The 22419-nt window shown below is 71.8% G+C and carries 25 protein-coding genes; 20 read left to right on the top strand and 5 right to left on the bottom strand.

Going from position 1 to position 22419, the window contains the following annotated elements; all coding sequences use genetic code 11:
* Positions 1 to 387 precede the first annotated feature (387 nt).
* The 4 genes from ABZ463_RS39210 (at position 388) to ABZ463_RS39195 (ending at position 3782) form a co-directional block, all read left to right on the top strand.
* Positions 388 to 1248 (top strand): GNAT family N-acetyltransferase, encoded by an 861-nt coding sequence (locus tag ABZ463_RS39210; protein WP_362784755.1) that lies wholly within the window; start codon positions 388 to 390, stop codon positions 1246 to 1248.
* The gene (gene murQ / locus ABZ463_RS39205) at positions 1238 to 2128 is read left to right on the top strand and encodes an N-acetylmuramic acid 6-phosphate etherase (RefSeq protein WP_362784752.1); all 891 of its coding nucleotides are present in this window, start codon (positions 1238 to 1240) and stop codon (positions 2126 to 2128) included. Before ABZ463_RS39210 ends, murQ begins: the two co-directional genes overlap by 11 nt.
* A gap of 123 nt (positions 2129 to 2251) precedes the next feature.
* Positions 2252 to 3145: an LLM class F420-dependent oxidoreductase gene (locus tag ABZ463_RS39200; RefSeq protein ID WP_362784749.1), complete on the top strand. Its 894-nt coding sequence runs from the start codon at positions 2252 to 2254 to the stop codon at positions 3143 to 3145.
* A gap of 127 nt (positions 3146 to 3272) precedes the next feature.
* On the top strand, positions 3273 to 3782 hold the full coding sequence (locus tag ABZ463_RS39195) for a hypothetical protein (protein ID WP_352016521.1): 510 nt from the start codon (positions 3273 to 3275) through the stop codon (positions 3780 to 3782).
* A 19-nt stretch (positions 3783 to 3801) separates the two neighbouring features.
* Here ABZ463_RS39195 and pgm read toward each other — a convergent pair whose 3' ends face one another.
* From pgm to ABZ463_RS39180, 3 genes are all read right to left on the bottom strand, one after another.
* Entirely contained in the window at positions 3802 to 5439 is a 1638-nt protein-coding gene (pgm, locus tag ABZ463_RS39190; protein ID WP_352016520.1) for a phosphoglucomutase (alpha-D-glucose-1,6-bisphosphate-dependent), read from the bottom strand.
* A gap of 74 nt (positions 5440 to 5513) precedes the next feature.
* Entirely contained in the window at positions 5514 to 6278 is a 765-nt protein-coding gene (locus ABZ463_RS39185) for a maleylpyruvate isomerase family mycothiol-dependent enzyme (protein WP_352016519.1), read from the bottom strand.
* A gap of 193 nt (positions 6279 to 6471) precedes the next feature.
* Positions 6472 to 6660 (bottom strand): hypothetical protein, encoded by a 189-nt coding sequence (locus tag ABZ463_RS39180; RefSeq protein WP_352016518.1) that lies wholly within the window; start codon positions 6658 to 6660, stop codon positions 6472 to 6474.
* 17 nt (positions 6661 to 6677) lie between these two features.
* On the opposite strand from ABZ463_RS39180, the gene ABZ463_RS39175 reads away from it, so the two are divergent.
* Positions 6678 to 7328, top strand: coding sequence for a hypothetical protein (locus tag ABZ463_RS39175; protein ID WP_352016517.1), 651 nt, complete (start codon positions 6678 to 6680; stop codon positions 7326 to 7328).
* 235 nt (positions 7329 to 7563) lie between these two features.
* The gene (locus ABZ463_RS39170; protein ID WP_362784743.1) at positions 7564 to 8253 is read left to right on the top strand and encodes a fasciclin domain-containing protein; all 690 of its coding nucleotides are present in this window, start codon (positions 7564 to 7566) and stop codon (positions 8251 to 8253) included.
* A 63-nt stretch (positions 8254 to 8316) separates the two neighbouring features.
* On the opposite strand, the gene ABZ463_RS39165 is transcribed toward ABZ463_RS39170, so the two are convergent.
* Together ABZ463_RS39165 and ABZ463_RS39160 are read right to left on the bottom strand one after the other, a co-directional pair.
* The gene (locus ABZ463_RS39165; RefSeq protein WP_362784741.1) at positions 8317 to 9135 is read right to left on the bottom strand and encodes an SAM-dependent methyltransferase; all 819 of its coding nucleotides are present in this window, start codon (positions 9133 to 9135) and stop codon (positions 8317 to 8319) included.
* A 184-nt stretch (positions 9136 to 9319) separates the two neighbouring features.
* Positions 9320 to 9823, bottom strand: coding sequence for an ATP-binding protein (locus ABZ463_RS39160; protein WP_352016514.1), 504 nt, complete (start codon positions 9821 to 9823; stop codon positions 9320 to 9322).
* A 231-nt stretch (positions 9824 to 10054) separates the two neighbouring features.
* Here ABZ463_RS39160 and ABZ463_RS39155 point away from each other — a divergent pair, with 231 nt between their 5' ends.
* The 14 genes from ABZ463_RS39155 to ABZ463_RS39090 all read left to right on the top strand — a co-directional run bounded on the left by ABZ463_RS39155 (position 10055) and on the right by ABZ463_RS39090 (position 22285).
* Positions 10055 to 10300 (top strand): DUF397 domain-containing protein, encoded by a 246-nt coding sequence (locus ABZ463_RS39155; protein WP_352016513.1) that lies wholly within the window; start codon positions 10055 to 10057, stop codon positions 10298 to 10300.
* A 110-nt stretch (positions 10301 to 10410) separates the two neighbouring features.
* Positions 10411 to 11316 carry a helix-turn-helix transcriptional regulator gene (locus ABZ463_RS39150; protein WP_362784736.1) on the top strand — a complete coding sequence of 302 codons (906 nt, stop codon included), beginning with the start codon at positions 10411 to 10413 and terminating at the stop codon, positions 11314 to 11316.
* A gap of 52 nt (positions 11317 to 11368) precedes the next feature.
* Positions 11369 to 12958: an SDR family oxidoreductase gene (locus ABZ463_RS39145; RefSeq protein ID WP_362784734.1), complete on the top strand. Its 1590-nt coding sequence runs from the start codon at positions 11369 to 11371 to the stop codon at positions 12956 to 12958.
* A 21-nt stretch (positions 12959 to 12979) separates the two neighbouring features.
* On the top strand, positions 12980 to 13540 hold the full coding sequence (locus ABZ463_RS39140) for a DJ-1/PfpI family protein (RefSeq protein WP_362784731.1): 561 nt from the start codon (positions 12980 to 12982) through the stop codon (positions 13538 to 13540).
* A 243-nt stretch (positions 13541 to 13783) separates the two neighbouring features.
* A complete protein-coding gene (locus ABZ463_RS39135) occupies positions 13784 to 14398 on the top strand; it encodes an SIS domain-containing protein (RefSeq protein WP_352016509.1) in 615 nt (204 codons plus the stop codon).
* Positions 14395 to 14679 (top strand): HypC/HybG/HupF family hydrogenase formation chaperone, encoded by a 285-nt coding sequence (locus tag ABZ463_RS39130; RefSeq protein WP_362784727.1) that lies wholly within the window; start codon positions 14395 to 14397, stop codon positions 14677 to 14679. The genes ABZ463_RS39135 and ABZ463_RS39130 overlap by 4 nt, the downstream gene beginning before the upstream one ends.
* Positions 14676 to 15377: an SIS domain-containing protein gene (locus tag ABZ463_RS39125; RefSeq protein ID WP_362784725.1), complete on the top strand. Its 702-nt coding sequence runs from the start codon at positions 14676 to 14678 to the stop codon at positions 15375 to 15377. Before ABZ463_RS39130 ends, ABZ463_RS39125 begins: the two co-directional genes overlap by 4 nt.
* A gap of 49 nt (positions 15378 to 15426) precedes the next feature.
* Complete coding sequence (locus tag ABZ463_RS39120; protein ID WP_362784722.1) at positions 15427 to 16500, top strand: hydrogenase expression protein HypE; 1074 nt, start codon at positions 15427 to 15429, stop codon at positions 16498 to 16500.
* 99 nt (positions 16501 to 16599) lie between these two features.
* Complete coding sequence (locus tag ABZ463_RS39115) at positions 16600 to 18426, top strand: nickel-dependent hydrogenase large subunit (RefSeq protein ID WP_352016505.1); 1827 nt, start codon at positions 16600 to 16602, stop codon at positions 18424 to 18426.
* 15 nt (positions 18427 to 18441) lie between these two features.
* Positions 18442 to 19068, top strand: coding sequence for a NifU family protein (locus ABZ463_RS39110; protein WP_352016504.1), 627 nt, complete (start codon positions 18442 to 18444; stop codon positions 19066 to 19068).
* A complete protein-coding gene (locus tag ABZ463_RS39105) occupies positions 19065 to 19721 on the top strand; it encodes a DUF5947 family protein (protein WP_352016503.1) in 657 nt (218 codons plus the stop codon). Before ABZ463_RS39110 ends, ABZ463_RS39105 begins: the two co-directional genes overlap by 4 nt.
* Positions 19714 to 20355, top strand: a complete 642-nt coding sequence (locus ABZ463_RS39100; RefSeq protein WP_352016502.1) for a DUF6084 family protein — start codon at positions 19714 to 19716, stop codon at positions 20353 to 20355. Before ABZ463_RS39105 ends, ABZ463_RS39100 begins: the two co-directional genes overlap by 8 nt.
* Positions 20352 to 21764 carry a hypothetical protein gene (locus tag ABZ463_RS39095; protein WP_362784717.1) on the top strand — a complete coding sequence of 471 codons (1413 nt, stop codon included), beginning with the start codon at positions 20352 to 20354 and terminating at the stop codon, positions 21762 to 21764. Before ABZ463_RS39100 ends, ABZ463_RS39095 begins: the two co-directional genes overlap by 4 nt.
* A complete protein-coding gene (locus ABZ463_RS39090) occupies positions 21761 to 22285 on the top strand; it encodes a hydrogenase maturation protease (RefSeq protein WP_362784714.1) in 525 nt (174 codons plus the stop codon). The genes ABZ463_RS39095 and ABZ463_RS39090 overlap by 4 nt, the downstream gene beginning before the upstream one ends.
* Positions 22286 to 22419 lie beyond the last annotated feature (134 nt).

The raw sequence follows: 22419 nt of genomic DNA, 5'->3' as shown, positions 1-22419 counted from the left end.
CCTTCGTGGAGTTGGGGCAGCCATCGGTCGCGGAAGAAGGAGGCCCATCGGTGGGGCGGCCGCGCGGTGACCGCCATCAGCAGGTCGTTGTGGGTATCCGCGACGACGGCGCGGTGATGTAGATCAGCGGACACGTGCCAACCCTTCGATGCGTGGTTATCGCGACGGTATGACAGGTCGGGGTCAGCGGAATTCGTCAGGTTTACCGAAGAGCGGAAGGTTGTTCGTGCGTCCGGACAGGGAGGCGCGGGCCGTACCGCACGGCCGGACCGGGCGCTACGGCCCCGCGCTTCGTATGATCGACGCAGGTCATCGGGCCCGCCGTACGAGCGGCGGGAGCGGTGCGAGGCGGGGGAGGGGCCGGTGGGAGAACGGGGAGTCCGGGAGATGACCGCGGCGGACGCGGTGGCCGTCGGCGAGGTCGCGCGGGCCGCGCTCACACTGGACGCCCGGGAGGCGCCCCTGCTCGTCGCCAGGCTGCTGCGTCCGCCGAGGCAGCGCAGATGGACGGCGCTGGTGACCGAGGACCTCGACGGGGTGCTGTTCGCCTCGATGTCCGCGACCACCTCCGACGGGCACATCGACCTGCTGGCCGTCGCCCCCGGCGTCGGGAGGCGGGGCAGGGGCAGGGCGCTGGTCGGGGCGGCGGAGGAGTGGCTGCGCGGTCAGGGCGCGACCGAGGCGAGGTTCGCGGGCAACCCGCCCTGCTACGCCTGGCCCGGCGTGGACGTGCGCTACACCCCCGCCGCCTGCCTGGCCGAGCGTCTCGGCTACGAACGGTACGACACCGCCTGGAACATGACCGCCGACCTCACCGGGGACCTGTCCGTCGAGGCCGACCTCGAAAGACTGGCGGCGGCGGGCGTCACCGTGCGCCGGGCCACCCGGCAGGACGCCGGAGCCGTGACCGCCTTCGTCGAAACGCACTGGGGCGGCGACTGGGCCTGGGAGACGGCACAGGCGTCCGGCTGCCACTACGCCTCCCGCGACGGCGAGATCATCGGCTTCGCCGCGTGGGGCACCAGGCCCGCCTGGTTCGGCCCGACGGGCGTCGCGGAGGCCGCCAGAGGACTCGGCGTCGGCCAGGTGCTGCTGCGCCGCTGCCTGGCCGAGCAGCGGGACTCGGGCCTGACCGATGCGCAGATCTCCTGGGTCGGGCCGCTCCGCTTCTACTCCAGGGCGGTCGGGGCACGCGCGGAACGCGTCTTCTGGCTCTACCGCAGGAAGCTGGGCGGCCGTGACCGGTGATGCGCCGACCGAGGGGCGCGACCCGCGCTACGACCGGATCGACCGGCTCGGCACCGAGGAGCTCGCCCGGCTGATGAACGCCGCCGACGCGACCGTGCCCGCCGCGGTGGCCGGGGCGATCCCGGCGATCTCCGCGGCGATCGACGCCGTGGTCGCCAGGATGCGCGCGGGAGGCCGTCTGCTCTACGTCGGCGCGGGCACCTCGGGCAGGCTCGCCGTGCTCGACGCCGCCGAGTGCCCGCCGACCTTCGGCACCGACCCCGGACTTGTCCAGGGCGTCATCGCGGGCGGCGAGCCCGCGCTGAGCCGCGCCGTCGAGGGCGCCGAGGACGACGCGGAGGCGGGGACCGGGGCGATCGCGGACCGGCGGGTCGGCGCGCTCGACGCGGTGGTCGGCGTCTCCGCCGGGGGAGGGGCCCCGTTCGTCCTGGCCGCGCTCACCGAGGCGGGCCGCAGGGGCGCCCTGACCGTCGCGCTGACCTGCAACACGGGCACCGCGCTCTCCCGGGCGGCCCGGCACCCGATAGAGGTGGTCGTCGGTCCCGAGGTGGTCGCGGGCTCGACCAGGCTCAGGGCGGGCACCGCGCAGAAGCTGGTCCTCAACATGATCTCCACCATCACGATGGTCAGGCTCGGCCGCACCCACGGCGGCAGCATGGTGGAGATGACGGTGACGAACGCCAAACTCGCCGGCAGGGCGGTGCGGATGGTCGGCGACCTCACCGGCGTGAGCCCGCAGGAGGCCCGCGCCGCGCTGGAGGCGTCCGGATGGCGGGTGAAGACGGCGGTTCTGGTGGCCGAGCGGGGCGTCGGCCCCGGCGAGGCCGACGCCCTGCTGGACCGTCACGGGGGCGACCTCACCGCCGCCCGCGAGGCCTGAGCCCCTGCGTGATCTTCCTCACCGAACATGGGATGATCGGGAAACCGTCGCCCGGCCGTACGCGGGCGCGGACGGGGTCCGGAGCGGATCCCGCGCGTTCCACGGGGTTGATCGGAGAAGAACATGGGCATCGGTCAGGTCGGCGTGTGGCATCCGCTGTTCGGCAGGGGCGAGGCGGCGGCCGTGCGCCGGACGGCGGCGGCGATCGAGGGGCTGGGCTACGGCGCCCTCTGGTTCGGCGAGGCGCCGGGGACCAGGGACGCGTTCGCCACCTCGGGAATCCTGCTGGCGGCGACGGAGCGGGTGGTGGTCGGCACCGGCATCGCCAACATCTGGGTCCGGGACGCGACCGCCATGGCGGCCGGGGCCGTGGCGTACGGCGAGGCCTACCCGGGCAGGTTCGCCCTGGGCATCGGGGTCAGCCACGCCCCCCTGGTCTCCCAGCGGGGACACGACTACGCCCGCCCGCTGGCCGCGATGAGCGCCTACCTCGACGCGATGGACGCCGTGACGGGTGAGCTGCCCTTCGCCGCCGAGCCGCCCACCCCCCGCCTGCTGGCCGCGCTGCGGCCCAGGATGCTCGAACTCGCCAGGGACAAGGCCGACGGCGCCCACCCCTACTTCGTGCCGCCGGAGCACACCGTGCTCGCCAGGAAGATCCTCGGGGACGGCCCCCTGCTCGCCCCCGAGCAGGCCGTGGTCCTGGAGACCGACCCCGCCGAGGCCAGGCGGATCGCCCGTGAGCACATGGCGGGCTATCTCAAGCTGCCCAACTACGTCAACAACCTGCTGCACCTCGGCTACGGCGAGGACGACCTGACCGACGGCGGCAGCGACCGCCTGGTCGACGCGATCGTGGCCTGGGGTGACGTGGAGACCGTCGCCGCGCGGGTCAGGGCGCACCTGGACGCCGGAGCCGACCACGTCGCCCTTCAGCCGCTTCCCGTCGACCTGGACGGAGCGGTCGTCCAGCTCGCCGAACTCGCCCCCGCCCTGGGCGTCCGGCCCGCCGGGTAGGGGTCCCATGTGGCTCCGGTGCCACCGTTCCGTGGCTGAATGATCGTATTTCTTGGAAAACATTCGGTTCAGGGCTGTGAGCTGGGAACAAACCGTGTGAGAGGTCACGCGAAGGGAGTTCCCGCGGGTGGAGGACCCTGATGAGGAACGGGCGCTGCGAGCCCTGGGGACGGCGCTCGACGCGAACGCGCCCGTGATCCGGCATCGGCTCAGGCGTTTCCCCGAGGGCACGCCGTTCCTGCGGCTGCGCCTTCCCGGGGCCAGTGACGCCGCGCTCTTCCTCGACGGGCGCCAGTGGATCTACCTGAGCGAACCGGGACGGGGCGCGCCCGTCACCGAGTTCGCCGCGGGCCAGCTCGACGACGACCCCGAGGTCGTCGTCGAGCGCCTGATGTCGGTGATGGGGCGTTCGCAGGGCCGTACCTGGCGGCCGGGGCGCCTGTTGCGGGCCCTGGCGTTCGGGTTCGGCGCCGCGGCGCTGGTCTGCGTGCTGAGCGGACTGATCATGGCGGTCCTGGTCGGGGGGAGCGGTTACGTCTCCGAGGCCTCGACCAGGGGCGTCTACGTTCTGGCGGTCCTGTTCGGCCTGATCGCCGGGGTGTGGGTCGGCGTCCGCCGCTGGCGGCGCCTCCCCTGACCCCGTCCTCTCCGGCGGCTCAGCCGAGCGTCTCCGAGACCAGTTCCCTGGCCGCCTCCTGGACCAGCGCGAGGTGCTCCGGCCCCTTGAACGACTCGGCGTAGATCTTGTAGACGTCCTCGGTGCCCGAGGGGCGGGCGGCGAACCAGGCGCTGTCCGTCGAGACCTTGACACCGCCGAGGGCGGCCCCGTTGCCGGGCGCCGAGGTGAGGATCCCGGTGATCGGCTCCCCGGCGAGCGTCGTGGCGGTCACCCGGTCGGCGGAGAGCCCGGCGAGCACCGTCTTCTGCTCCCTGGTCGCCGGGGCGTCCACCCTGGCGTAGGCCGGGTCGCCGAAGCGGGACACCAGGCCGGCGTAGTGCTCGCTCGGCGAGCGTCCCGTGGTCGCGATGATCTCCGCGGCCAGCAGCGCCAGGATCAGGCCGTCCTTGTCGGTGGTCCACACCGAGCCGTCGCGGCGCAGGAACGACGCCCCGGCGCTCTCCTCGCCTCCGAAGCCGAGGGAGCCGTCGAGCAGCCCGGGGACGAACCACTTGAACCCGACGGGCACCTCGTACAACCGCCTGCCCAGGTCCGCGGCGACGCGGTCGATCATTCCGCTGCTCACCATGGTCTTGCCGACGCCCGCGCCCGCGGGCCAGTGCGGCCGGTGGGAGTACAGGTAGGAGATCGCCACGGCGAGGTAGTGGTTGGGGTTCATCAGGCCGCCGTCCGGGGTGACGACGCCGTGCCGGTCGGCGTCGGCGTCGTTGCCCGTCGAGACGTCGAAGGCGTCCCGGCCCGCGATGAGGGAGGCCATCGCGTACGGCGACGAGCAGTCCATCCGGATCCTGCCGTCCCAGTCCAGCGTCATGAAACGCCAGGTCGGGTCGGTCAGCGGGTTGACCACCGTCAGGTCGAGGCGGTGCCGCTGCGCGATCTCGGCCCAGTAGGCCACGCTCGCCCCGCCCAGCGGGTCGGCGCCGACGCGCACCCCCGCCTCCCTGATCGCGTCGAGGTCGAGCACGGAGGGCAGGTCGTCGACGTAGGCCGCCAGGAAGTCGTGGCGGCCGGTGGTGTCGGCGGCCAGCGCCCTGGCGTAGGGCAGCCGCCTGACCTCCTTCAGCCCGTCGGCGATCAGCGCGTTGGCCCTGTCCTGGATCCACGAGGTGGCGTCGGTGTCCGCGGGGCCGCCGTTGGGCGGGTTGTACTTGAAGCCGCCGTCCGTCGGCGGGTTGTGCGAGGGGGTGACGACCACGCCGTCCGCGGTGCCCGCCGTACCCGACCGGTTGTGGGTGAGGATGGCGTGTGAGACCGCCGGGGTCGGCGTGTAGCCGTCCCGGCTGTCCACCAGGACCCGCACCCCGTTGGCCGCGAAGACCTCAAGCGCCGACACCCGCGCGGGCTCGGAGAGCGCGTGACTGTCCGCACCGAGGAACAACGGGCCGTCGATCCCCCGGGCCGCGCGGTACTCCACGATGGCCTGGCTGGTGGCCAGGATGTGGTCCTCGTTGAAGGCGGCGTTCAGTGACGAGCCGCGGTGGCCCGAGGTGCCGAAGGACACCCGCTGGCCCGCCTCCCCGGGGTCGGGGTGCAGCGCGTAGTAGGCGGTCACCAGGCGGGCCACGTCGACCAGGTCGGACGGCTGGGCCGGCTGCCCCGCGCGATCGTGCGTCATCGTCATCTCCTCATGTCATTTCTGGCAAATGCTTATTTACCCCGACCATGGGAGATGTCGCGTGGCAGGGGCCGTCACCGCAGCCAGGGAGGCGGAGCGGGCAGCGGTCCCGCGGGGCTGACCGTGAGCCCGGCGCCGTCGCTCCTGCCGATCAGCCAGGCGAGCAGCGCCCGGCTCCTGCCGGTCACGAGCGGTCCGGGGCCGAAGTCGTGCCTGATCTCCCCGTCGGTCGCCACGATCCGCATACCGGGAACGTCGCGCCTGGCCGCCAGGTCGGCGACCACCCTGCGGCACTCGTCGGCGGCGAACCAGCCGGGCCAGTCGTCGGGCGTGTAGGCGGTACCCAGGTCCACGTGATGGATCTCCAGTTCCTGCAGCAGGCTGGAGACCGTCTCGTGCACGGGGCGCCCCGACTCGTCCGGCCAGCGGACCGGGCGGCGCCAGGCGGCCCGGGGATGCTCGCGGATGGCGGTCAGCACCCTGGTGACCGAGGAGCGCAGCCGCTCCATGAGGTCGGCCGCGGGGCCCCTGGCGTCCCGTTCGACCTGTTCGGCCCGGTCGCGCTCTCCGGGGTAGCGCGGGATGGGCAGGCCGGTCCGCGCGGCGACCAGCAGCCTGAAACGGGATTCGGCGCCCGCCGTGAGGTGGGCGACCACGTGTGCCCGGGTCCAGCCGGGCAGTCGTGACGGGGCGCGCAGTTCGGCCTCGGGCAGGCCCGCGGCGTCCTGGAGCAGTCTGTCGGCGCTCTCACGCAGGTACGGCAGGAGCGTGAGCGGCACCCCGTCGGCGATCTCCAGAGTCATGGTTCCCCGCTTGCCGCCGGGTACCTCTGGTGTCACGTCTTCCTCCACATCTCATCGGGGATCAGGCCGATTCCGTCCACCCTCTCTCTCCGGCGTCGTCCGTGACGGCTTTATGCAGCGGTCGTGCACGGAAAAGTCATGATTTACGCCCTGAGCATGGCGGACGGCACCCACCCCGTGACCCCGTGGGCAGGCGTCACCGGCGGTCCTCCCGCGGCCTTCAGACCGGTCAGGCCTGGTCCTCCGCGGGCACGCCGCCCTCGGCGTCGCCCGAACCCTCGGCGAGGCGGGTGCGGAGGCGGTCCCGGATCTCCTCGGGGGTGTAGGCGCGCCGCCGCCGCTCGGCTCTGGCGATCACCACGCCGGTCGCCGCGACGCCCGCCACCCCGGCGAGACCGAGTATCTTCCACCACCGCATATGCCTAGGCTACAGAAATGTCCGGCAAGAGCATCAGCCTCGATGAGGCGGTCGATCTGACCCGTACCGGCGACGTATGGCTGTTCCGCGGCCGTACCGTCCCCGACAGAGCCATTCAGACCATGACGAACAGCCCGGTCAACCATGTCGGAATGTCCGTCGTCATCGACGACATGCCCCCGTTGATGTGGCACGCGGAACTCGGCCGGTCGCTGCCCGACATGTGGTCAGGGACCAACCAGCGCGGAGTCCAGCTGCACGACCTGCGGGACGCGGTCGGCGTCTGGGCCACCCGGTACGGCCAGCGCGCGTGGCTGCGCCAGCTCGAACCGCAGGCCACCAGGGAGATGGAGGACGCGGCGCTGCGCACGGTCGCCCTTCTGGACGGCACGCCGTTCCCCTCGACGGCCAGGCTCGCGGGCCGCTGGATTCGCGGCAGGGTGCCGAGGATCTTCAAGAGGGGCGCCTCGCAGGACGCGCTGGAGAGCGCCTACTGCGCCGAGGTCGTCGCCGTGACCTACGAGGCCATGGGCCTGCTGCCCGCGGACCGCAGGCCCAACTGGTACGACCCGGGACGTTTCTGGAGCGGGGACGACCTCAGGCTCGCCGAGGGCTTCCGGCTCGGCGGGGAGATCAGGGTGAACACCGGAGTCGCGCGGCGGAGATGACCGCATTTAGAGAATGATCTCCTGATTATTCGTGATCTACAGGCTTAAGCGTGCTCTGTAGGGGTGTGTCAGGTTTCTGTGACTATTGGAGGTACATGGGAGATATGTAGTCAAGATTCACTCAGTGGGGCATTTGTCGCGAAAGGAGGGGGCATTGATCTACGACAGAGCGATGAGGCATCGGGACCCGTCCGGTGGGCCCGGGCGGCCCATCCGTCCAACCAAGGAGATCAACGTGAAGTCCTCTCTTCTCGCAGCCGCTCTCGCCGCGGTGGCCCTGGCGGCCCTCCCGGTGGCCGCCCAGGCGAGCGCCGCCGGTTCCGTCCTCACCTTCACACCCATGCCGGAACCGTCCGAGATGGTTCCCGTCGAGCCCTCGGGTGCTCCTTCCGAGGGCCCGTCCGAAGGCGCCTCCGAAGGTCCCTCCGAGGGGCCTTCAGAGGGAGCCGCGGCCGTGCCCTTCGGGCCGGGCTGCAGGAAGCTCCCCGAGACCGGTCCGGGCAGCCCGGTCGAGATCGCCAAGGAGAAGGTCGCGACCGCCGTCGAGCAGAGCCCTCTGCTGTCCCAGCTCGCCGAGGCCCTCAAGAAGTCGGAGCTGGTCGAGCAGCTGAACTCCTCCGAGGGCGTCACGGTGTTCGCGCCGACCAACGAGGCGTTCTCCGCGCTGCCGCAGGACGTCAAGGACAAGCTCAAGGCTGACCCCGCCCAGCTCAAGAAGGTCCTCACCTACCACGTCGTCTCCGGCAAGGTGAAGCCCTCGGAGCTGCAGAGCGGCTCGCTTGAGACGCTTGAGGGCGGCAAGCTCACCGTGAAGCAGGAGAACGGGGAGTACACGGTCAACGACGCCAAGGTCGTCTGCGGCAACCTGCCCACGGCGAACGCCGTCATCTACCTCATCGACAAGGTGCTCACCCCGCCGCAGTGACCGGCGGCCGTACGGCTGAGGGGCATCCGCCGCCGGTGCCCCTCACCGGGCTGTCCGGGTCTTTCAGGTGGTGGGTTTGCGGCCGACGCCGCCGACCGCCCACGTCCTGTCCGGTCCCCGTGTGGTGAGCGGATTGTCCGGGCGCCAGTGGCGCAGGTGGACGAGGCCGGGATCGACCAGGTCCAGCCCGTCGAAGAAGCGCAGCACCTGTCCCCGGGTGCGCCTGGTGTCCTCGCTCCTGCCCAGGGCCCGCTGGTAGACGGCGACGATCGGCCCCGCGACCTCGGGACGGGTGTCGAAGACCACGTGGGCGAGGACGAGGTGGCTTCCCGGGGCGAGCGAGTCACGCAGCAGCGCCACGCTCTTGAAGGGGTCGTCCTCGTCCGGGGTGAACTGCAGCGTGTGCGGGATCAGCGCGGCCACGGGGCGGCCCGGATCGATCAGGCACCGCAGGTCGGGATCGGCGAGCACCTCCTCCGGCCTGAGCGCGTCCCCCATGACGACGGCGGTCCTGGGGTCGGTCGCCAGCAGCGCCCTGGCGTGGGAGAGCACGACCGGGTCGTCGGCGACGTAGACCACGCGGGCGCCGGGCAACCGGGACTGGGCGACCTCGTGGACGTTGCGTCGCGTGGGAAGCCCGGCGCCCAGCACGAGGAACTGGTCCACGCCCTGCCCGGTGAGGTAGCCGACCGCGCGGGCGATGAAGGCCTGCCGCTCCCTGGCCATCGTCCTGATCTCCGGGGCCACGGCCAGTACCTGTTCCGCGGCCCTGCGGTCGGCGGCGAAGTTGTCCTTGCCGCCGAGGAAGTAGTCGTTCATCCGCGCGACGTTCGGCACGCTCGTGTCCAGAGCCGCCGGGAACCGCCTGACCGAGTCGCTCATGCGTCACCTCCCCGGTTGCCTGTGAGACTAAGGAATCAGGCCGTCCATTGGTAGACGCCTACTCCCTGGCAATGGAGAAAAGTGATAACTATTCAGTATTTATCGCATGGCATTCGTGATTTGACGCACTTAAAGGGTGTTTTCGGATATGCCACACCGACGTCCCGGTCCGCCGGGGCCGATGTCAGTGGCAGGGCTCCAGACGCCGTCCCTCTCCCGAGGGGAGGGCGAAGGCGGCCCACACGGCCTTGCCGCGGCTGGCCAGCGGGGCCCAGCCCCAGGTCTGGCTGATCCCCTGGATCACCTGAAGCCCCCGCCCGCTCTCGGCCTCGTAGTCGGGCTCGCGCAGGCTCGGGCCCTGGTCGCTGGGGTCGGTGACCGCGCACAGCACCGTGTTCTCCGTGCAGCAGAGGATCACCCGGACCTCCTGCACCCGGTGGGTGCCGACCACCCCGCGGACGCCGTGCCGTACGGCGTTGGTGACCAGTTCGGAGACGACCACGCCGGTGTCGTCGATGAGCGGGTCGAGCTGCCAGGCGCGCAGGGCGGTCGAGGTGAACTCCCTGGCGGTCCTGGCCGCGTAGGGGTCGTGAAGAAGGCTGCGAGCGGCCATCTGGAGATGGGCCGACTGGCCTTCGCCCTCCGTCCACGGCGGCAGGCCACTCGGCGGGAGCACGTGATCAAGCATTGACAACCACCGTTCCCACCCACCGATCTCTGTCCGGATGGATGTGGCTTGATGTCTTTGGCGAGCAGTCATCTGCGACCTTGGGGAGGCGTGGCGATCGCGTTGCGAGGGCAATCCGTCTAGTCATCTTGCACGGCGTGATGTGCATAGGCAAGTACAGATGCACGTGCATCTGCACAAAGAAGTATGATCGTACGAGAGTTTCCCTCCCTGGACAGGTGAGAGGCGAGGATGAGTCAGTTGCACAACGGCATGTCGGCGGCCCTGCTGGACGGAGTCGTCTGGCGCAAGAGCCGGTTCAGCAATCCCAGCGGCAACTGTGTTGAGCTGGCCGTACTTCCAGGCGGCGGGGTGGCGATCCGCAACTCGCGCGATCCCCTCGGGCCCGCCCTGATCTACACCTCCCGGGAACTCGGCGCCTTCGTCCGGGGGATCAAGGGAGGCGACTTCGACGACCTGATCGCCGCGGCCGACTGAAAGAACAAAATTCTGGGTGGCCGGGAGGGCTTGACGGGGGTACCGTGAAGGCTCGCGATCGCCACAAAGAGTGGGCGGGGGCTCGCGTTCCGCGCTTGAAGGACTACCAGATGATCACACCTCACGCAGAGGGCGAGCCGGTCCCTCCGACCTCGATGGCCGTGCCGCGGGGCAGCTCGACGGTGCTCAGGATCGTGCTCGGTGCCCAGCTCCGCCGCCTGCGCGAGGAGCGCCACATCACCCTGGAGGCGGCCGGTCGGACCATCCGCGCCTCGCACTCCAAGGTCAGCCGCATGGAGCTGGGCAGGGTCAGCTTCCGCGTGAGAGACGTCGCCGACCTGCTCACCCTGTACGGCGTGACCGCCCCCGACGAGCGCCAGGCGCTGCTCGGCCTGGTCGAGCGGGCCAACGTGGCCGGGTGGTGGCACAACTACAACGACGTCCTGCCCTCCTGGTTCGAGACGTACGTCGGCCTTGAGGAGTCGGCCTCCGTCATCCGTAACTACGAGGTCCAGTTCGTGCCCGGCCTGCTGCAGACCGAGGACTACGCCAGGGCGGTCGTCCTGCTCGGCTACCCCAGCGCCTCAGAGGACGAGGTCGAGCGGCGCGTACGGCTGCGCATGGCGCGCCAGCGCATCCTGCACGCCCAGGATCCGCCCCGCCTGTGGGCCGTGGTCGACGAGGCGGTGCTGCGCCGTCCCCTCGGCGGGCCCGAGGTGATGCGCGGCCAGATCGACCACATCCTGAACTCGCTCGAACTGCCCAACGTGACCGTCCAGATCGTGCCGTTCAGCGTGGGCGGTCACGCCGCGGCGGGCGGGCCCTTCAGCATCCTGCGCTTCTCCCAGCCCGACCTGCCCGACGTGGTCTACATGGAGCAGCTCACCAGCGCGGTCTACCTGGAGAAGCGCGACGACGTCGACAGCTATCTGGAGGTCATGGAGCGCCTGTGCATCGAGGCCGAACCGGTCGGGCGCACCAGGCAACTGCTCCTCCAACTCCGCGAAGAGCTGTAACACGCGGCGCGGGGTCGCAACCGCGCGCGCCCCGCCGTACGAACATGGTCGAGTGAAGTGCCTTGTCACCGGTGCGACCGGATACGTCGGCGGGCGGCTCGTGCCCGAACTGCTGGAGGCGGGTCACGAGGTGCGCTGCATGGCGCGCTCGGCGGCCCGGCTGCGTGACCACCCGTGGGCGGGCCGGGTCGAGACGGTCCAGGCCGACGCCACGGACGAGGAGAGCACGGCCAGGGCCCTCGACGGCGTCGAGGTCGCCTACTACCTCATCCACGCCATGGGCGGAGGCAGGGACTTCGCCGCCTCCGACCGCCGCGCCGCCACGGTCTTCGCCTCCGCCGCCGCGCGGGCCGGGGTGCGCCGCGTCGTCTACCTCGGCGGGCTGACCCCCGAGAGCGGGCCGATTCCCGAGGACGGGCCGGCCTCCGGGCGCGAGCCGGCGCCCGGGCAGGGGCTGTCGCCGCACATGCGCTCCCGCGCCGAGGTCGGGCGCATCCTCCTCGACGCCCCGGTGCCCGCCGTGGTGCTGCGGGCGGCGGTCGTCATCGGCTCCGGCTCGGTGTCGTTCGAGATGCTGCGCTACCTCACCGAGCGGCTGCCGGTGATGACGACGCCGAGCTGGGTGCGGACCAGGACGCAGCCCATCGCGATCCGTGACGTCCTGCGCTATCTCGTGGGATGGGCGTCGGTCGAGGAGGAGGTGAACCGCTCCTTCGACATCGGTGGCCCGGACGTGCTCACCTACGCCGACATGATGCGCGTCTACGCCCGCGTCGCCGGGCTGCCCCGCCGCGTCATCATCCCGGTGCCGCTGCTCAGCCCCGGCCTGTCGAGCCACTGGGTGGGGCTGGTCACCCCCGTCCCCGCGGGCATCGCCAGGCCCCTGGTCGAGTCGCTGCGCAACGAGACCGTCTGCCGCGAGCACGACATCGCCCGTCACATCCCCGACCCGCCCGAAGGGCTCGTCGGCTTCGGTGACTCCGTCGCGCTCGCCCTGCGGCGGATCAGGGAGGCGAAGGTCACCACCCGCTGGTCCTCGGCCTCGACGCCGGGCGCGCCGAGCGACCCGCTGCCGACCGACCCCGACTGGGCGGGTGGCAGCCTCTACACCGACCGGCGGGCCCGCCGCGTCCGGGCGTCGCCGGAGGCCCTCTGGGCGGTGATCGAGTCGGTCGGCGGGGAGAGCGGCTGGTACTCCCTGCCGGTCGCCTGGCGCGCCCGCGGTTTCCTCGACCGTCTCGTCGGCGGGGTCGGGCTGCGCCGGGGCCGCCGCGACCCACGGCACCTGCGCGTCGGCGACGCGGTCGACTTCTGGCGGGTCGAGGAGGTCGAGCCGGGACGGCTGCTGCGGCTGCGGGCGGAGATGCGCCTGCCCGGCCTGGCCTGGCTCGAACTCGGCGTCGGCCGCGCCGGGGAGGAGACCGTGTACCTGCAGCGGGCGATCTTCCACCCCCACGGGCTGGCCGGTCACCTCTACTGGCACGCCCTGTCGCCCTTCCACGGCCTGATCTTCGGCAGGATGCCGCGCAACGTCGCCGCCGCGGCGCGACGCAGGGTGCGCGAGCGGCGAAGAAGTCCGGGGGGAACCGGGTCGGGAAACGATTCCAGCGGGCACAACCGGCAGGACATCGTTTCCAGCTGAACCACAGGAGGGGCCCCGGCCATGGCCAAGATCCTGCTCGTCACCGGCGACGCCGCGGAGGACCTGGAGGTCTTCTATCCCTACCAGCGTCTGCAGGAGGAGGGCTACGAGGTGACGATCGCCGCCCCGGGCGTCAAGCGGCTGCAGTTCGTCGTGCACGACTTCGTCGAGGGCTTCGACACCTACACCGAGAAGCCGGGCCACACCTGGACGGCCGACGCGGCCTTCGCCGACGTCGACCCGCAGGAGTACGCCGCCCTGGTGGTGCCCGGCGGCAGGGCGCCCGAGTACATCCGCTCCGACGCCGACCTCCAGCGGATCGTCAGGCACTTCGACGAGGCGGGCAAGCCGATCGCGGCGCTCTGCCACGGCCCGCTCGTGCTGGCCGCGGCCGGGGTCCTGCGGGGACGGTCGAGCAGCGCCTACCCCGCCTGCGCGACCGACGTCGAGGTAGCGGGAGGCACCTGGGTCGACAGCGCCGCGCACATTGACGGCAACCTGGTCACCGGGCGCGCCTGGCCGGACCACCCGGCCTGGATGCGGGAGTTCGTGAAGATCCTCAGGGTCGAGGCGCCGATCTGACCGTCGCACGGGACCGCCCCCGTGCGACCGCCGTACGGGGGCAGGTTCTCTTTCCGCTTCCTTCGCGGGAAAAACCTCAAGAGATATCCCTTCATGGGTTCTTCCGGGGATGTTGAGAAATATGTCAGGCATCCCGAATTATCTTTGCGAAATCTCCGATTGTCGTTTTCTCCCGCCCAGGTAGCCCCGCCGTACGGTCGTTAGGACAGGGATGACGTCCGGCGCGAGGGGAGAGAACCGGTCGTGGACCAGACGCCTTTGGCCCGTGCCCAGGACGCGTTCGCGCGCCGGGTCGAGCCTGCCCTCGCGCTGGCGGAGGACGCGGGCCGGGTGGCCGGGGCCTGCCACGCCATGGCGGAACGCTTCCACGGCGGAGGCAGGCTCGTCGTCTTCGGCAGCGGGGAGGCCGCGACCGACGCCCAGCACATCGCCGTCGAGTTCGTCCACCCGGTGATCGTGGGCAAGCGCGCCCTGCCTGCCTTCTCCCTGACGAACGACGTGGCGACCATCACCGGCATCACCGCGGTCGCGGGGGCCGAGGAGGTCTTCGCCCACCAGCTCCGCCACCTGGCCGTCCCCGGCGACATGGCACTCGGCGTGTCCGCGACCGGGAACTGCGCCGACGTGCTCAGGGCGCTGGAGACCGCCAGGGCCCTCGGCCTGCTCACGCTGGCGCTGGTCGGCGGGGACGGCGGGGCGATCCGGGAGAGCGGTGCGGCCGACCACGTGCTCGCCGCCCGCTCCCACGACCCCCGGGTGGTCAAGGAGACGCACGTCACGATGTACCACGTCCTGTGGGAGCTGGTGCACGTGTTCCTCGAACAGCCCGGCGTGCTCGCCCCGAGGGTGGTCGCGTGACCGGCCGGGAGCGGGCGGGCGGCACGGCGGGCGGCGCTGCCGGGGGCCGGACCCCGCCTGAGCCGTGCCACGAGGAGGTGTGCCTGACCTGCTCCGACGAGGCGGTGCCGGCCAGGGTGGTACGGCTGCTCGACGCGGGCCTGGCCGTGGCGGAGGCCGGGCGGGGCGCCGGGCGGGAAACGGTGGAGATCAGCGTCGCCCTGGTCGACGCCCAGGTCGGCGACGTCGTGCTCGTGCACGCCAGGGAGGCCATCGCCGTACTCAGGGGAGTGGACACATGAGCGCGCCGGACACCTCGGTCGAGTCGCTGTACCCGTTCCTCTACGCGGGCCCGACGGACCTGGAGGCCGTGCTGGCGGCGGTGCGCCGCTCGACGGAGGAGAAGGCCGGTGAGATCGTCGCCCTGCGCCGGGAGGTGCTCGACCGCGACGGCGCCGGGATCGCCGCCTGCGCCGAGGCCCTGGCCGAGGCCTTCGCCGGCGGCGCGAGACTGTTCGCCTTCGGCAACGGAGGCAGCGCGACCGACGCGCAGGACGTGGCCGCCCTGTTCCTCAGTCCCGGATTCCTGCCGGACGTCGGGGCCACGAAACCGCTGCCCGCCTTCGCCCTCACCGGGGACGTCGCGGTGATGACGGCGCTGTCGAACGACGTCGGCTTCGAGGTCGTGTTCGCCCGCCAGCTCGCCGCCTCGGGACGCGCCGGGGACATCGCGTTCGGGCTCTCGACGAGCGGCAACTCACGCAACCTCGTCGCCGCCTTCGAGGAGGCGGACCGGCGGGGGATGACCACGGTGGGACTGGCGGGCTACGACGGCGGTCAGATGGCCGAGCTCGGCACCGTCGACCACCTGTTCGTGGTGCCGTCGAGCTCGGTGCACCGCATCCAGGAGGCCCAGACGACCATCTACCACGTGCTGTGGGAGCTCACCCAGCACGCGCTCTCCCGGCACGGGACTCCGGCCGGGAGCGGCCCAGGCTGACAAGCACTCGTCCGACGGCGGGCAGGAGCCCGCGAAGGTGGTGAGGCGCATGACCACGCAGAGCGGGTCGAAGGCGACCAACGTGGAGACAACACAAGAGCCGGTCGTTCACATTCTGTGGATCAACGCGGGCCTGAGCTGCGACGGCGACTCGGTCTCGCTGACCGCGGCGACCCAGCCGAGCATCGAGGAGATCGTGCTCGGCGCGCTGCCCGGCCTGCCGAAGGTCGCGGTGCACTGGCCGCTGATCGACTTCGAGTCCGGCCCCGTGCAGGGGGCGGACGTGTTCATCGACTGGTTCTTCAAGGCCGAACGGGGCGAACTCGACCCGTTCGTACTGGTGGTCGAGGGCTCCATCCCCAACGAGGGGATCAAGCAGGAGGGTTACTGGTGCGGTTTCGGCAACGACCCGGAGACCGGGCAGCCGATGACGACGAGCCAGTGGCTCGACCGGCTGGCTCCGAAGGCCACCGCGGTGCTGGCCGCCGGCACGTGCGCCACCTACGGCGGAGTCCACGCCATGGAGGGCAACCCGACCGGCGCCATGGGGGTCGCCGACTACCTGGGCTGGGACTGGCGCTCCAAGGCGGGGCTGCCGATCGTGAACGTGCCGGGCTGCCCGGTCCAGCCGGACAACCTGTCCGAGACGATCGTGTACCTGCTCTACCAGGTCGCGGGCCAGGCCCCGATGATCCCGCTGGACGAGGCCCTGCGGCCGACCTGGCTGTTCGGGGCCACCGTGCACGAGGGATGCGACCGGGCGGGCTACTACGAACAGGGGCAGTTCGCGACCGAGCACGGCTCGCCACGATGCCTGGTGAAGATCGGGTGCTGGGGGCCGGTCGTCAAGTGCAACGTGCCCAAGCGCGGCTGGCTGAACGGGGTCGGCGGCTGCCCGAACGTGGGCGGCATCTGCATCGCCTGCACGATGCCGGGCTTCCCCGACAAGTTCATGCCGTTCATGGACGAGCCGCCGGGGGCGCTCATCTCCTCGACGGCCAGTGCCGCCTACGGCGGGGTGATCCGCAGGCTGCGCGCCATCACCCTCAAGACGGCGGACAAGGAACCGAAGTGGCGCAGGCGGGGGCACGAGCTGCTGACCGGCTACCGGGCGCCCTGGTGAACGGCACCGGGGTGATCGGCCCGCGATGTCCGGCAGGACACGGGCGTAACGAACACGGCGAGGGCAGGCCCGCGCGCACGCGGGCGGGACGGGGCTGACATGACGACGACACCGCACCAGGGCGGCGCGAAACCCGGGAAATCCGCGGCGGGACCGGGTCCGGGGGACAGCGAACTGGTGGAGATGGCCTGGGACCCGATCACCAGGATCGTGGGCAGCCTGGGCATCTACGCCAAGGTCGACTTCAAGCAACGCCGGGTCGCCGAGTGCTACAGCACCTCGTCGATCTTCCGCGGCTACAGCATCTTCATGAAGGGCAAGGACCCCAGGGACGCGCACTTCATCACCAGCAGGATCTGCGGGATCTGCGGCGACAACCACGCCACCTGCTCGGTCTACGCGCAGAACATGGCCTACGGCATCCGCCCGCCCGCGCTGGGGGAGTGGATCGTCAACCTCGGCGAGGCCGCCGAGTACATGTTCGACCACAACATCTACCAGGAGAACCTGGTGGGGGTCGACTACTGCGAGAAGATGATCGCCGAGACCAACCCCGGCGTGCTGGCGACGGCCGAACGCACCGAGGCCCCGCACGCGGGCGAGCACGGCTACGCCACGATCGCCGACATCATGCGCTCGCTCAACCCGCTCGAAGGGGAGTTCTACCGCGAGGCGCTGCAGATGAGCAGGCTGACCAGGGAGATGTTCTGCCTGATGGAGGGCAGGCATGTACACCCCTCGACGCTGTACCCCGGCGGGGTCGGCACGGTGGCGACCGTGCAGCTGTTCACCGACTACCTGTCGCGGCTCATGCGGTACGTGGAGTTCATGAAGAAGGTCGTGCCGATGCACGACGACCTGTTCGACTTCTTCTACACGGCGCTGCCCGGCTACGAGGAGGTCGGCAGGCGCCGGGTCCTGCTGGGCTGCTGGGGCAGCTTCCAGGACCCCGGCTACTGCGACTACGACTACCGCACGATGAGCGACTGGGGACGGCGGGCCTTCGTCACCCCGGGCGTCGTGGTCGACGGCAGGCTGCTGACCACAGACCTGGTGGACATCAACCTGGGCATCAGGATCCTGCTGGGCAGCTCCTTCTACGACGACTGGGAGGGGCAGGAGAAGTTCGTCACCCACGACCCGCTGGGCAACCCGGTCGACGCCCGCCATCCGTGGAACCAGCACACCATCCCGCACCCACAGAAACGGGACTTCGCCGACAAGTACAGCTGGGTGATGTCGCCGCGCTGGCACGACGGGGAGAACCTGCTGGCCCTGGACACCGGCGGCGGCCCCATCGCCAGGCTGTGGGCCACGGCGCTCGCCGGGCTCGTCGACATCGGCTACGTCAAGGCCACCGGGCACAGCGTGCAGATCAACCTGCCCAAGAGCGCGACGAAGCCGGAGAGGAGCTTCGAGTGGAGGATCCCCGAGCACAACGGGCAGCCGCTGTCGAACGCCCTTGAACGCAACCGGGCGCGCACCTACTTCCAGGCCTACGCCGCGGCCTGCGCGCTGTACTTCGTCGAGCAGGGGCTGGCGGAGGTGCGCGCGGGCCGCAGCGACACCTGGACGCCGTTCACGGTGCCCGAGGAGGCGGTCAGCTGCGGCTTCACCGAGGCGGTCCGCGGGGTGCTCTCGCACCACATGGTGATCCGCGACGGGAAGATCGCCAACTACCACCCGTATCCGCCGACGCCGTGGAACGCCAGCGTGCGCGACAGCCACGGCACGCCGGGGCCGTACGAGGACGCCGTGCAGAACACGCCGATCTTCGAGGAGAACCCGCCCGAGCGCTTCAAGGGCATCGACATCATGAGGGCGGTGCGCAGCTTCGACCCCTGCCTGCCGTGCGGGGTCCACATGTACCTCGGCGGCGGTGGCGAGTTGCGCAGGCTGCACACCCCGCACGCCTTCGGCGCCTGAGACGGGGGCGGGCGGATGTCGGAGACCACCGGCGCGCAGGCGACGGGTGAGCGGGTCGAGGAGCTGCTGGCCGAACTGGCCGCGCTCGGCGACCCCCTCGCCCGCGCCAGGGCCGAGGAACTGGTGCGGGCGCTGGTCGGCCTGTACGGCGCGGGCCTCGAACGCGTCATGGAGATCGTGACGGAGGAGGAGGCCGCGGGGGTGCTGCGCCGGGTGACCTGCGACCCCCTGCTGTGCGGGCTGCTGGCGGTGCACGACCTGCACCCGCTGGACACCGGCGAGCGGGTACGGCTCGCCCTTGAGGAGGTCAGGCCCCACCTGGGCGGCCACTCGGGGGACGTGGAACTCGTCTCCGTCGAGGAGGACACCGGCGTGGTACGGCTGCGCCTGCGCGGCGCCTGCGACGGCTGCCCCTCCTCCAGGATCACGGTGCGGCACGCGATCGAGCGGGCGGTGACCGGGGCGGCCCCCGAGGTGGTCCGCGTCGAGGTCGAGGGCATGGTCGAGGTCGCGGCCGAGGGCGCAGCCGGGGACGGCTCGCTGCTGCAGATAGGCACCAGGCCGCCTCCCGGGCCGTGCCCGGTCCCGGAACCGGGAGCACAGCCGGGCGCGCGGTCAGGGGCGGGGACGGTGGCGCGGTGAGCACGGGACTGCGGCGCTTCAGGGAGCCGGCCGTCCCCGGGCCGCCGGTAAGCCCGGGGGCGCGGTGCTGCGAGCTGTGCGCCGAACCGATCGGCGAACGGCACGCCCACGTGGTGGACGTCGGCGGCCGCGCCCTGATGTGCGCCTGCCGCGGCTGCCACCTGCTCTTCACCACCGAGGGGGCGGCCATGGGCAGGTTCCTCGCGGTGCCGGGCCGTCACCTGTACGCACCCCGCCTCGCCCTGTCGGAGGCCGACTGGCAGGAGCTGCGGATCCCCGTGCGGATGGCGTTCTTCTTCCGCAACTCGGCACTCGGCCGTACGGTCGCCCTCTATCCGAGCCCCGGAGGGGCGACCGAGTCCGAACTGCCCGCGGAGACCTGGGAACGGGTCCTGGCGGCCAACCCCGCCCTCGCCGGCGTCAGACCGGACGTCGAGGCGCTGCTCGTCGACCGGGGGCCGGACGGCTTCGCGGGCCATCTGGTGCCGATCGACGCCTGCTACGAGCTGGTCGGCCTGGTCAGGACCCTGTGGAAGGGCTTCGGCGGCGGGCAGGAGGCGTGGGAGGCCATCGACTCCTTCTTCACGGACCTGCGTGAACGCGGCCGGGTCGTCGGCGGGCCCGCCGGTGAAGGGGGCGGGGACCGTGACTGACCTCGGCTTCTCCTGCCTGGACGCCCGCCCCGACCCCTTCGCGGCCGCCCCGACGCTGCTCTTCCGGCTGCGCCTGACCGAGCCGGACGGCGGCAGGGTGCAGGCCGCCGTGCTGCGCTGCCAGATCCGCGTCGAGCCGCGCCGCCGCCGCCACACGCCGCAGGAGGCCGAACTGCTCGGCGACCTGTTCGGCGACCCCTCCCGCTGGGGCACCACGCTCACGGCGCTGCAGTTCGCCAACGTCTCGGCCACGGTGCCCGGCTTCACCGGCGAGACCGAGATCGACCTGCCGGTGCCCGTCACCTACGACCTGGAGGTCGCGGCGGCCAGGTACTTCGCGGCCCTCGACGACGGCGAGATCCCGCTGATCCTGCTGTTCAGCGGCACCGTGTTCACCCGCACCCCGCAGGGCCTGTCCGCCGGGCAGGTGCCCTGGGACCGGGAGGCGCGCCACCGGCTGCCGGTGGCCGTGTGGCGTGAGCTGATGGACCGCCACTTCCCCGGGCAGGGGTGGCTGCGGCTCGACCGGGAGACCCTGCGCGAGCTCGGCCGCTTCAAGTCCGCCAGGGCGCTGACCACCTGGGACGAGACCGTGCGGGCGCTGCTCGCGCAGACGAGGGAGGCCGCCGGATGAGCACCCCGATGGAGACCGCCCGGCAGGTCGCCGACACCGTGCTGTACGAGGGCTACCTGCTCTACCCCTACCGGGCGTCGGCCGCGAAGAACCGGACACGCTGGCAGTTCGGGGTGCTCGTGCCGCCCGGCTACACCGCGACCGCCGAACCGTCCCGCTGCCAGACCGAGTGTCTCCTCCAGGCGGGAGAGGAGGCGACGGTCCACGTCAGGCTGCGCTTCCTGCACCTGGTCGCCAGGACCGTCGAACGGCTCGAAGCCGACGGCGCCCACCGGCCGGTCCCCTCCCTGCGGATCGGCGAGGAGACCCACCTGAGCTTCGACGAGGCCGTCGAGCGGGAGTGCGAGGCCGTCCTGCCGCTGGCGGAGCTGCTCGGGGCCGGACGGACCCTGGAGGCGGGCTTTCCCGGGGGCCGTACGGCCGAGCCGCTCCTGGCCTCCTCGGGGCGGGCCGCAGGCCGTGTCGTGCGCGAGCACCTGCCGGTCGAGGTGGTGGTGCGGATCGGCGCCGAACGGCTCGCCGGGCCGTACGGGCCGGTCAGGCTGCGGGTGCGGGTGGAGAACACCTGCGACTGGGAGCCGGGGCCGGAGGCGGGCCGTGACGACGCGCTGCGCAGGTCGCCGATCGCCGCCCACACGCTGCTCGCGGTCACGGGCGGGGAGTTCCTGTCCCTGCTCGACCCGCCGGAATGGGCGGGAGAGGCGGCGCGCGCCTGCCGGAACCTGCACACCTGGCCGGTGCTCGTCGGCGAGCCGGGACGGCGCGACGCCGTGCTCTCGGCGCCGATCATCCTGTACGACCACCCGGCCGTCGCCCCGGAGAGCCCCGGCGACCTCTTCGACGCCACCGAGATCGACGAGATCCTCAGCCTCAGGACGATGACCCTGACCGAGGAGGAGAAGCGGGAGGCGAGGGCCACCGACCCGCGGGCCGCCCGCATCGTCGAGCGGACCGGGGACATGCCGGGCGAGATGCTCGAACGGCTGCACGGCGCCATCCGCTACCTGCGCTCCTGCGGGCCGGAGCCCGTACGGCAGGAACAGGGGCGACAGCCGGTGCCGTGGTGGGACCCCGGCGCGGACACCTCGGTCTCCCCGGGGAGCGACGGCGTCGTCGTCGCGGGGGTGACCCTCGCCCGGGGCAGCAGGGTCCGGCTGCTGCCCGGCGGGGGCGCCTGCCCGGGGGCGCCCGGCGGGCGCCGCGCGGACGCCCACGACATGTTCCTGACCGGGCGGGCCGCGACGGTCGAGGCCGTCCTGCTCGACGTGGACGGCGCCCACCACCTGGCCGTGACCCTGGAGGACGACCCGGGAGCCGACCTGCAACGCGCCCAGGGCCGCTTCCTGTACTTCTCGCCGGACGAGGTCGAGCCGCTCGACGGCGCCCCGGCGGAGGGGGAGGGCCGATGAGCGGCGGGATCCTGGTGGCGGGCGTCGGCAACGTCTTCTTCGGCGACGACGGGTTCGGCGTCGAGGTCGTCAAGCTGCTCGGTGAGCAGGGGCCGCCGGAGGGCGCCGTGGTGGCCGACTTCGGCATCCGCGGCGTCCACCTGGCCTACGAGCTGCTGGCCGGGTACGACGGCCTGATCCTCCTCGACGCCGTCCCCAGGGGGGAGCGGCCGGGGACGCTTTCGGTCATCGAACCCGGCATCGACCGGGGGGCCCGGGACGAGACGCCGCTCCTCATGGGGGCGCTCGGCGACTCCCACGGCATGACGCCGGACGCGCTGTTCGCGCTGTTCGGCCCGCTCGGCGTCACCACCGAGCCGGTCCTGCTCGTCGGCTGCGAGCCCGCCGACACCTCGCCGGGCATGGGACTCAGCGAACCGGTCGCCCACGCGGTCCCCGTGGCCGCGGGACTCGTCCGGGAGCTGGTCGCGGAACAGGTCGCGGCGTCAGGCGCCGCGCGTATCGAGAGGGGAAGGACATGATCGGGAAAGTGCTGCTGCTGACGGTCGCCGCGGGGGTGGCGGTCGTGATCGCCGTCTCCCTGCCCGACATCCTGCGCTACAAGCGGATGAGGGAGATGTGACCGGCCGGTACGGCCCCGCGCGGGCCACCCGGG

Origin of the sequence: Streptosporangium sp. NPDC020145 (genome assembly GCF_040631275.1) — a bacterium.
Lineage (GTDB): Bacteria > Actinomycetota > Actinomycetes > Streptosporangiales > Streptosporangiaceae > Streptosporangium.
The sequence above is the reverse complement of the archived record's forward strand: the minus strand, read 5'-3'. Positions and strand labels throughout refer to the sequence as shown.

Coding starts and splice junctions, on each gene's coding strand:
- ABZ463_RS39210 (WP_362784755.1), top strand. CDS start 388: ATGACCGCGGCGGACGCGGTGGCCGTCGGCGAGGTCGCGCGGGCCGCG.
- ABZ463_RS39200 (WP_362784749.1), top strand. CDS start 2,252: ATGGGCATCGGTCAGGTCGGCGTGTGGCATCCGCTGTTCGGCAGGGGC.
- pgm (WP_352016520.1), bottom strand. CDS start 5,439: ATGACGCACGATCGCGCGGGGCAGCCGGCCCAGCCGTCCGACCTGGTC.
- ABZ463_RS39180 (WP_352016518.1), bottom strand. CDS start 6,660: ATGCGGTGGTGGAAGATACTCGGTCTCGCCGGGGTGGCGGGCGTCGCG.
- ABZ463_RS39175 (WP_352016517.1), top strand. CDS start 6,678: ATGTCCGGCAAGAGCATCAGCCTCGATGAGGCGGTCGATCTGACCCGT.
- ABZ463_RS39165 (WP_362784741.1), bottom strand. CDS start 9,135: ATGAGCGACTCGGTCAGGCGGTTCCCGGCGGCTCTGGACACGAGCGTG.
- ABZ463_RS39160 (WP_352016514.1), bottom strand. CDS start 9,823: ATGCTTGATCACGTGCTCCCGCCGAGTGGCCTGCCGCCGTGGACGGAG.
- ABZ463_RS39155 (WP_352016513.1), top strand. CDS start 10,055: ATGAGTCAGTTGCACAACGGCATGTCGGCGGCCCTGCTGGACGGAGTC.
- ABZ463_RS39150 (WP_362784736.1), top strand. CDS start 10,411: ATGATCACACCTCACGCAGAGGGCGAGCCGGTCCCTCCGACCTCGATG.
- ABZ463_RS39140 (WP_362784731.1), top strand. CDS start 12,980: ATGGCCAAGATCCTGCTCGTCACCGGCGACGCCGCGGAGGACCTGGAG.
- ABZ463_RS39125 (WP_362784725.1), top strand. CDS start 14,676: ATGAGCGCGCCGGACACCTCGGTCGAGTCGCTGTACCCGTTCCTCTAC.
- ABZ463_RS39120 (WP_362784722.1), top strand. CDS start 15,427: ATGACCACGCAGAGCGGGTCGAAGGCGACCAACGTGGAGACAACACAA.
- ABZ463_RS39115 (WP_352016505.1), top strand. CDS start 16,600: ATGACGACGACACCGCACCAGGGCGGCGCGAAACCCGGGAAATCCGCG.
- ABZ463_RS39110 (WP_352016504.1), top strand. CDS start 18,442: ATGTCGGAGACCACCGGCGCGCAGGCGACGGGTGAGCGGGTCGAGGAG.
- ABZ463_RS39095 (WP_362784717.1), top strand. CDS start 20,352: ATGAGCACCCCGATGGAGACCGCCCGGCAGGTCGCCGACACCGTGCTG.
- ABZ463_RS39090 (WP_362784714.1), top strand. CDS start 21,761: ATGAGCGGCGGGATCCTGGTGGCGGGCGTCGGCAACGTCTTCTTCGGC.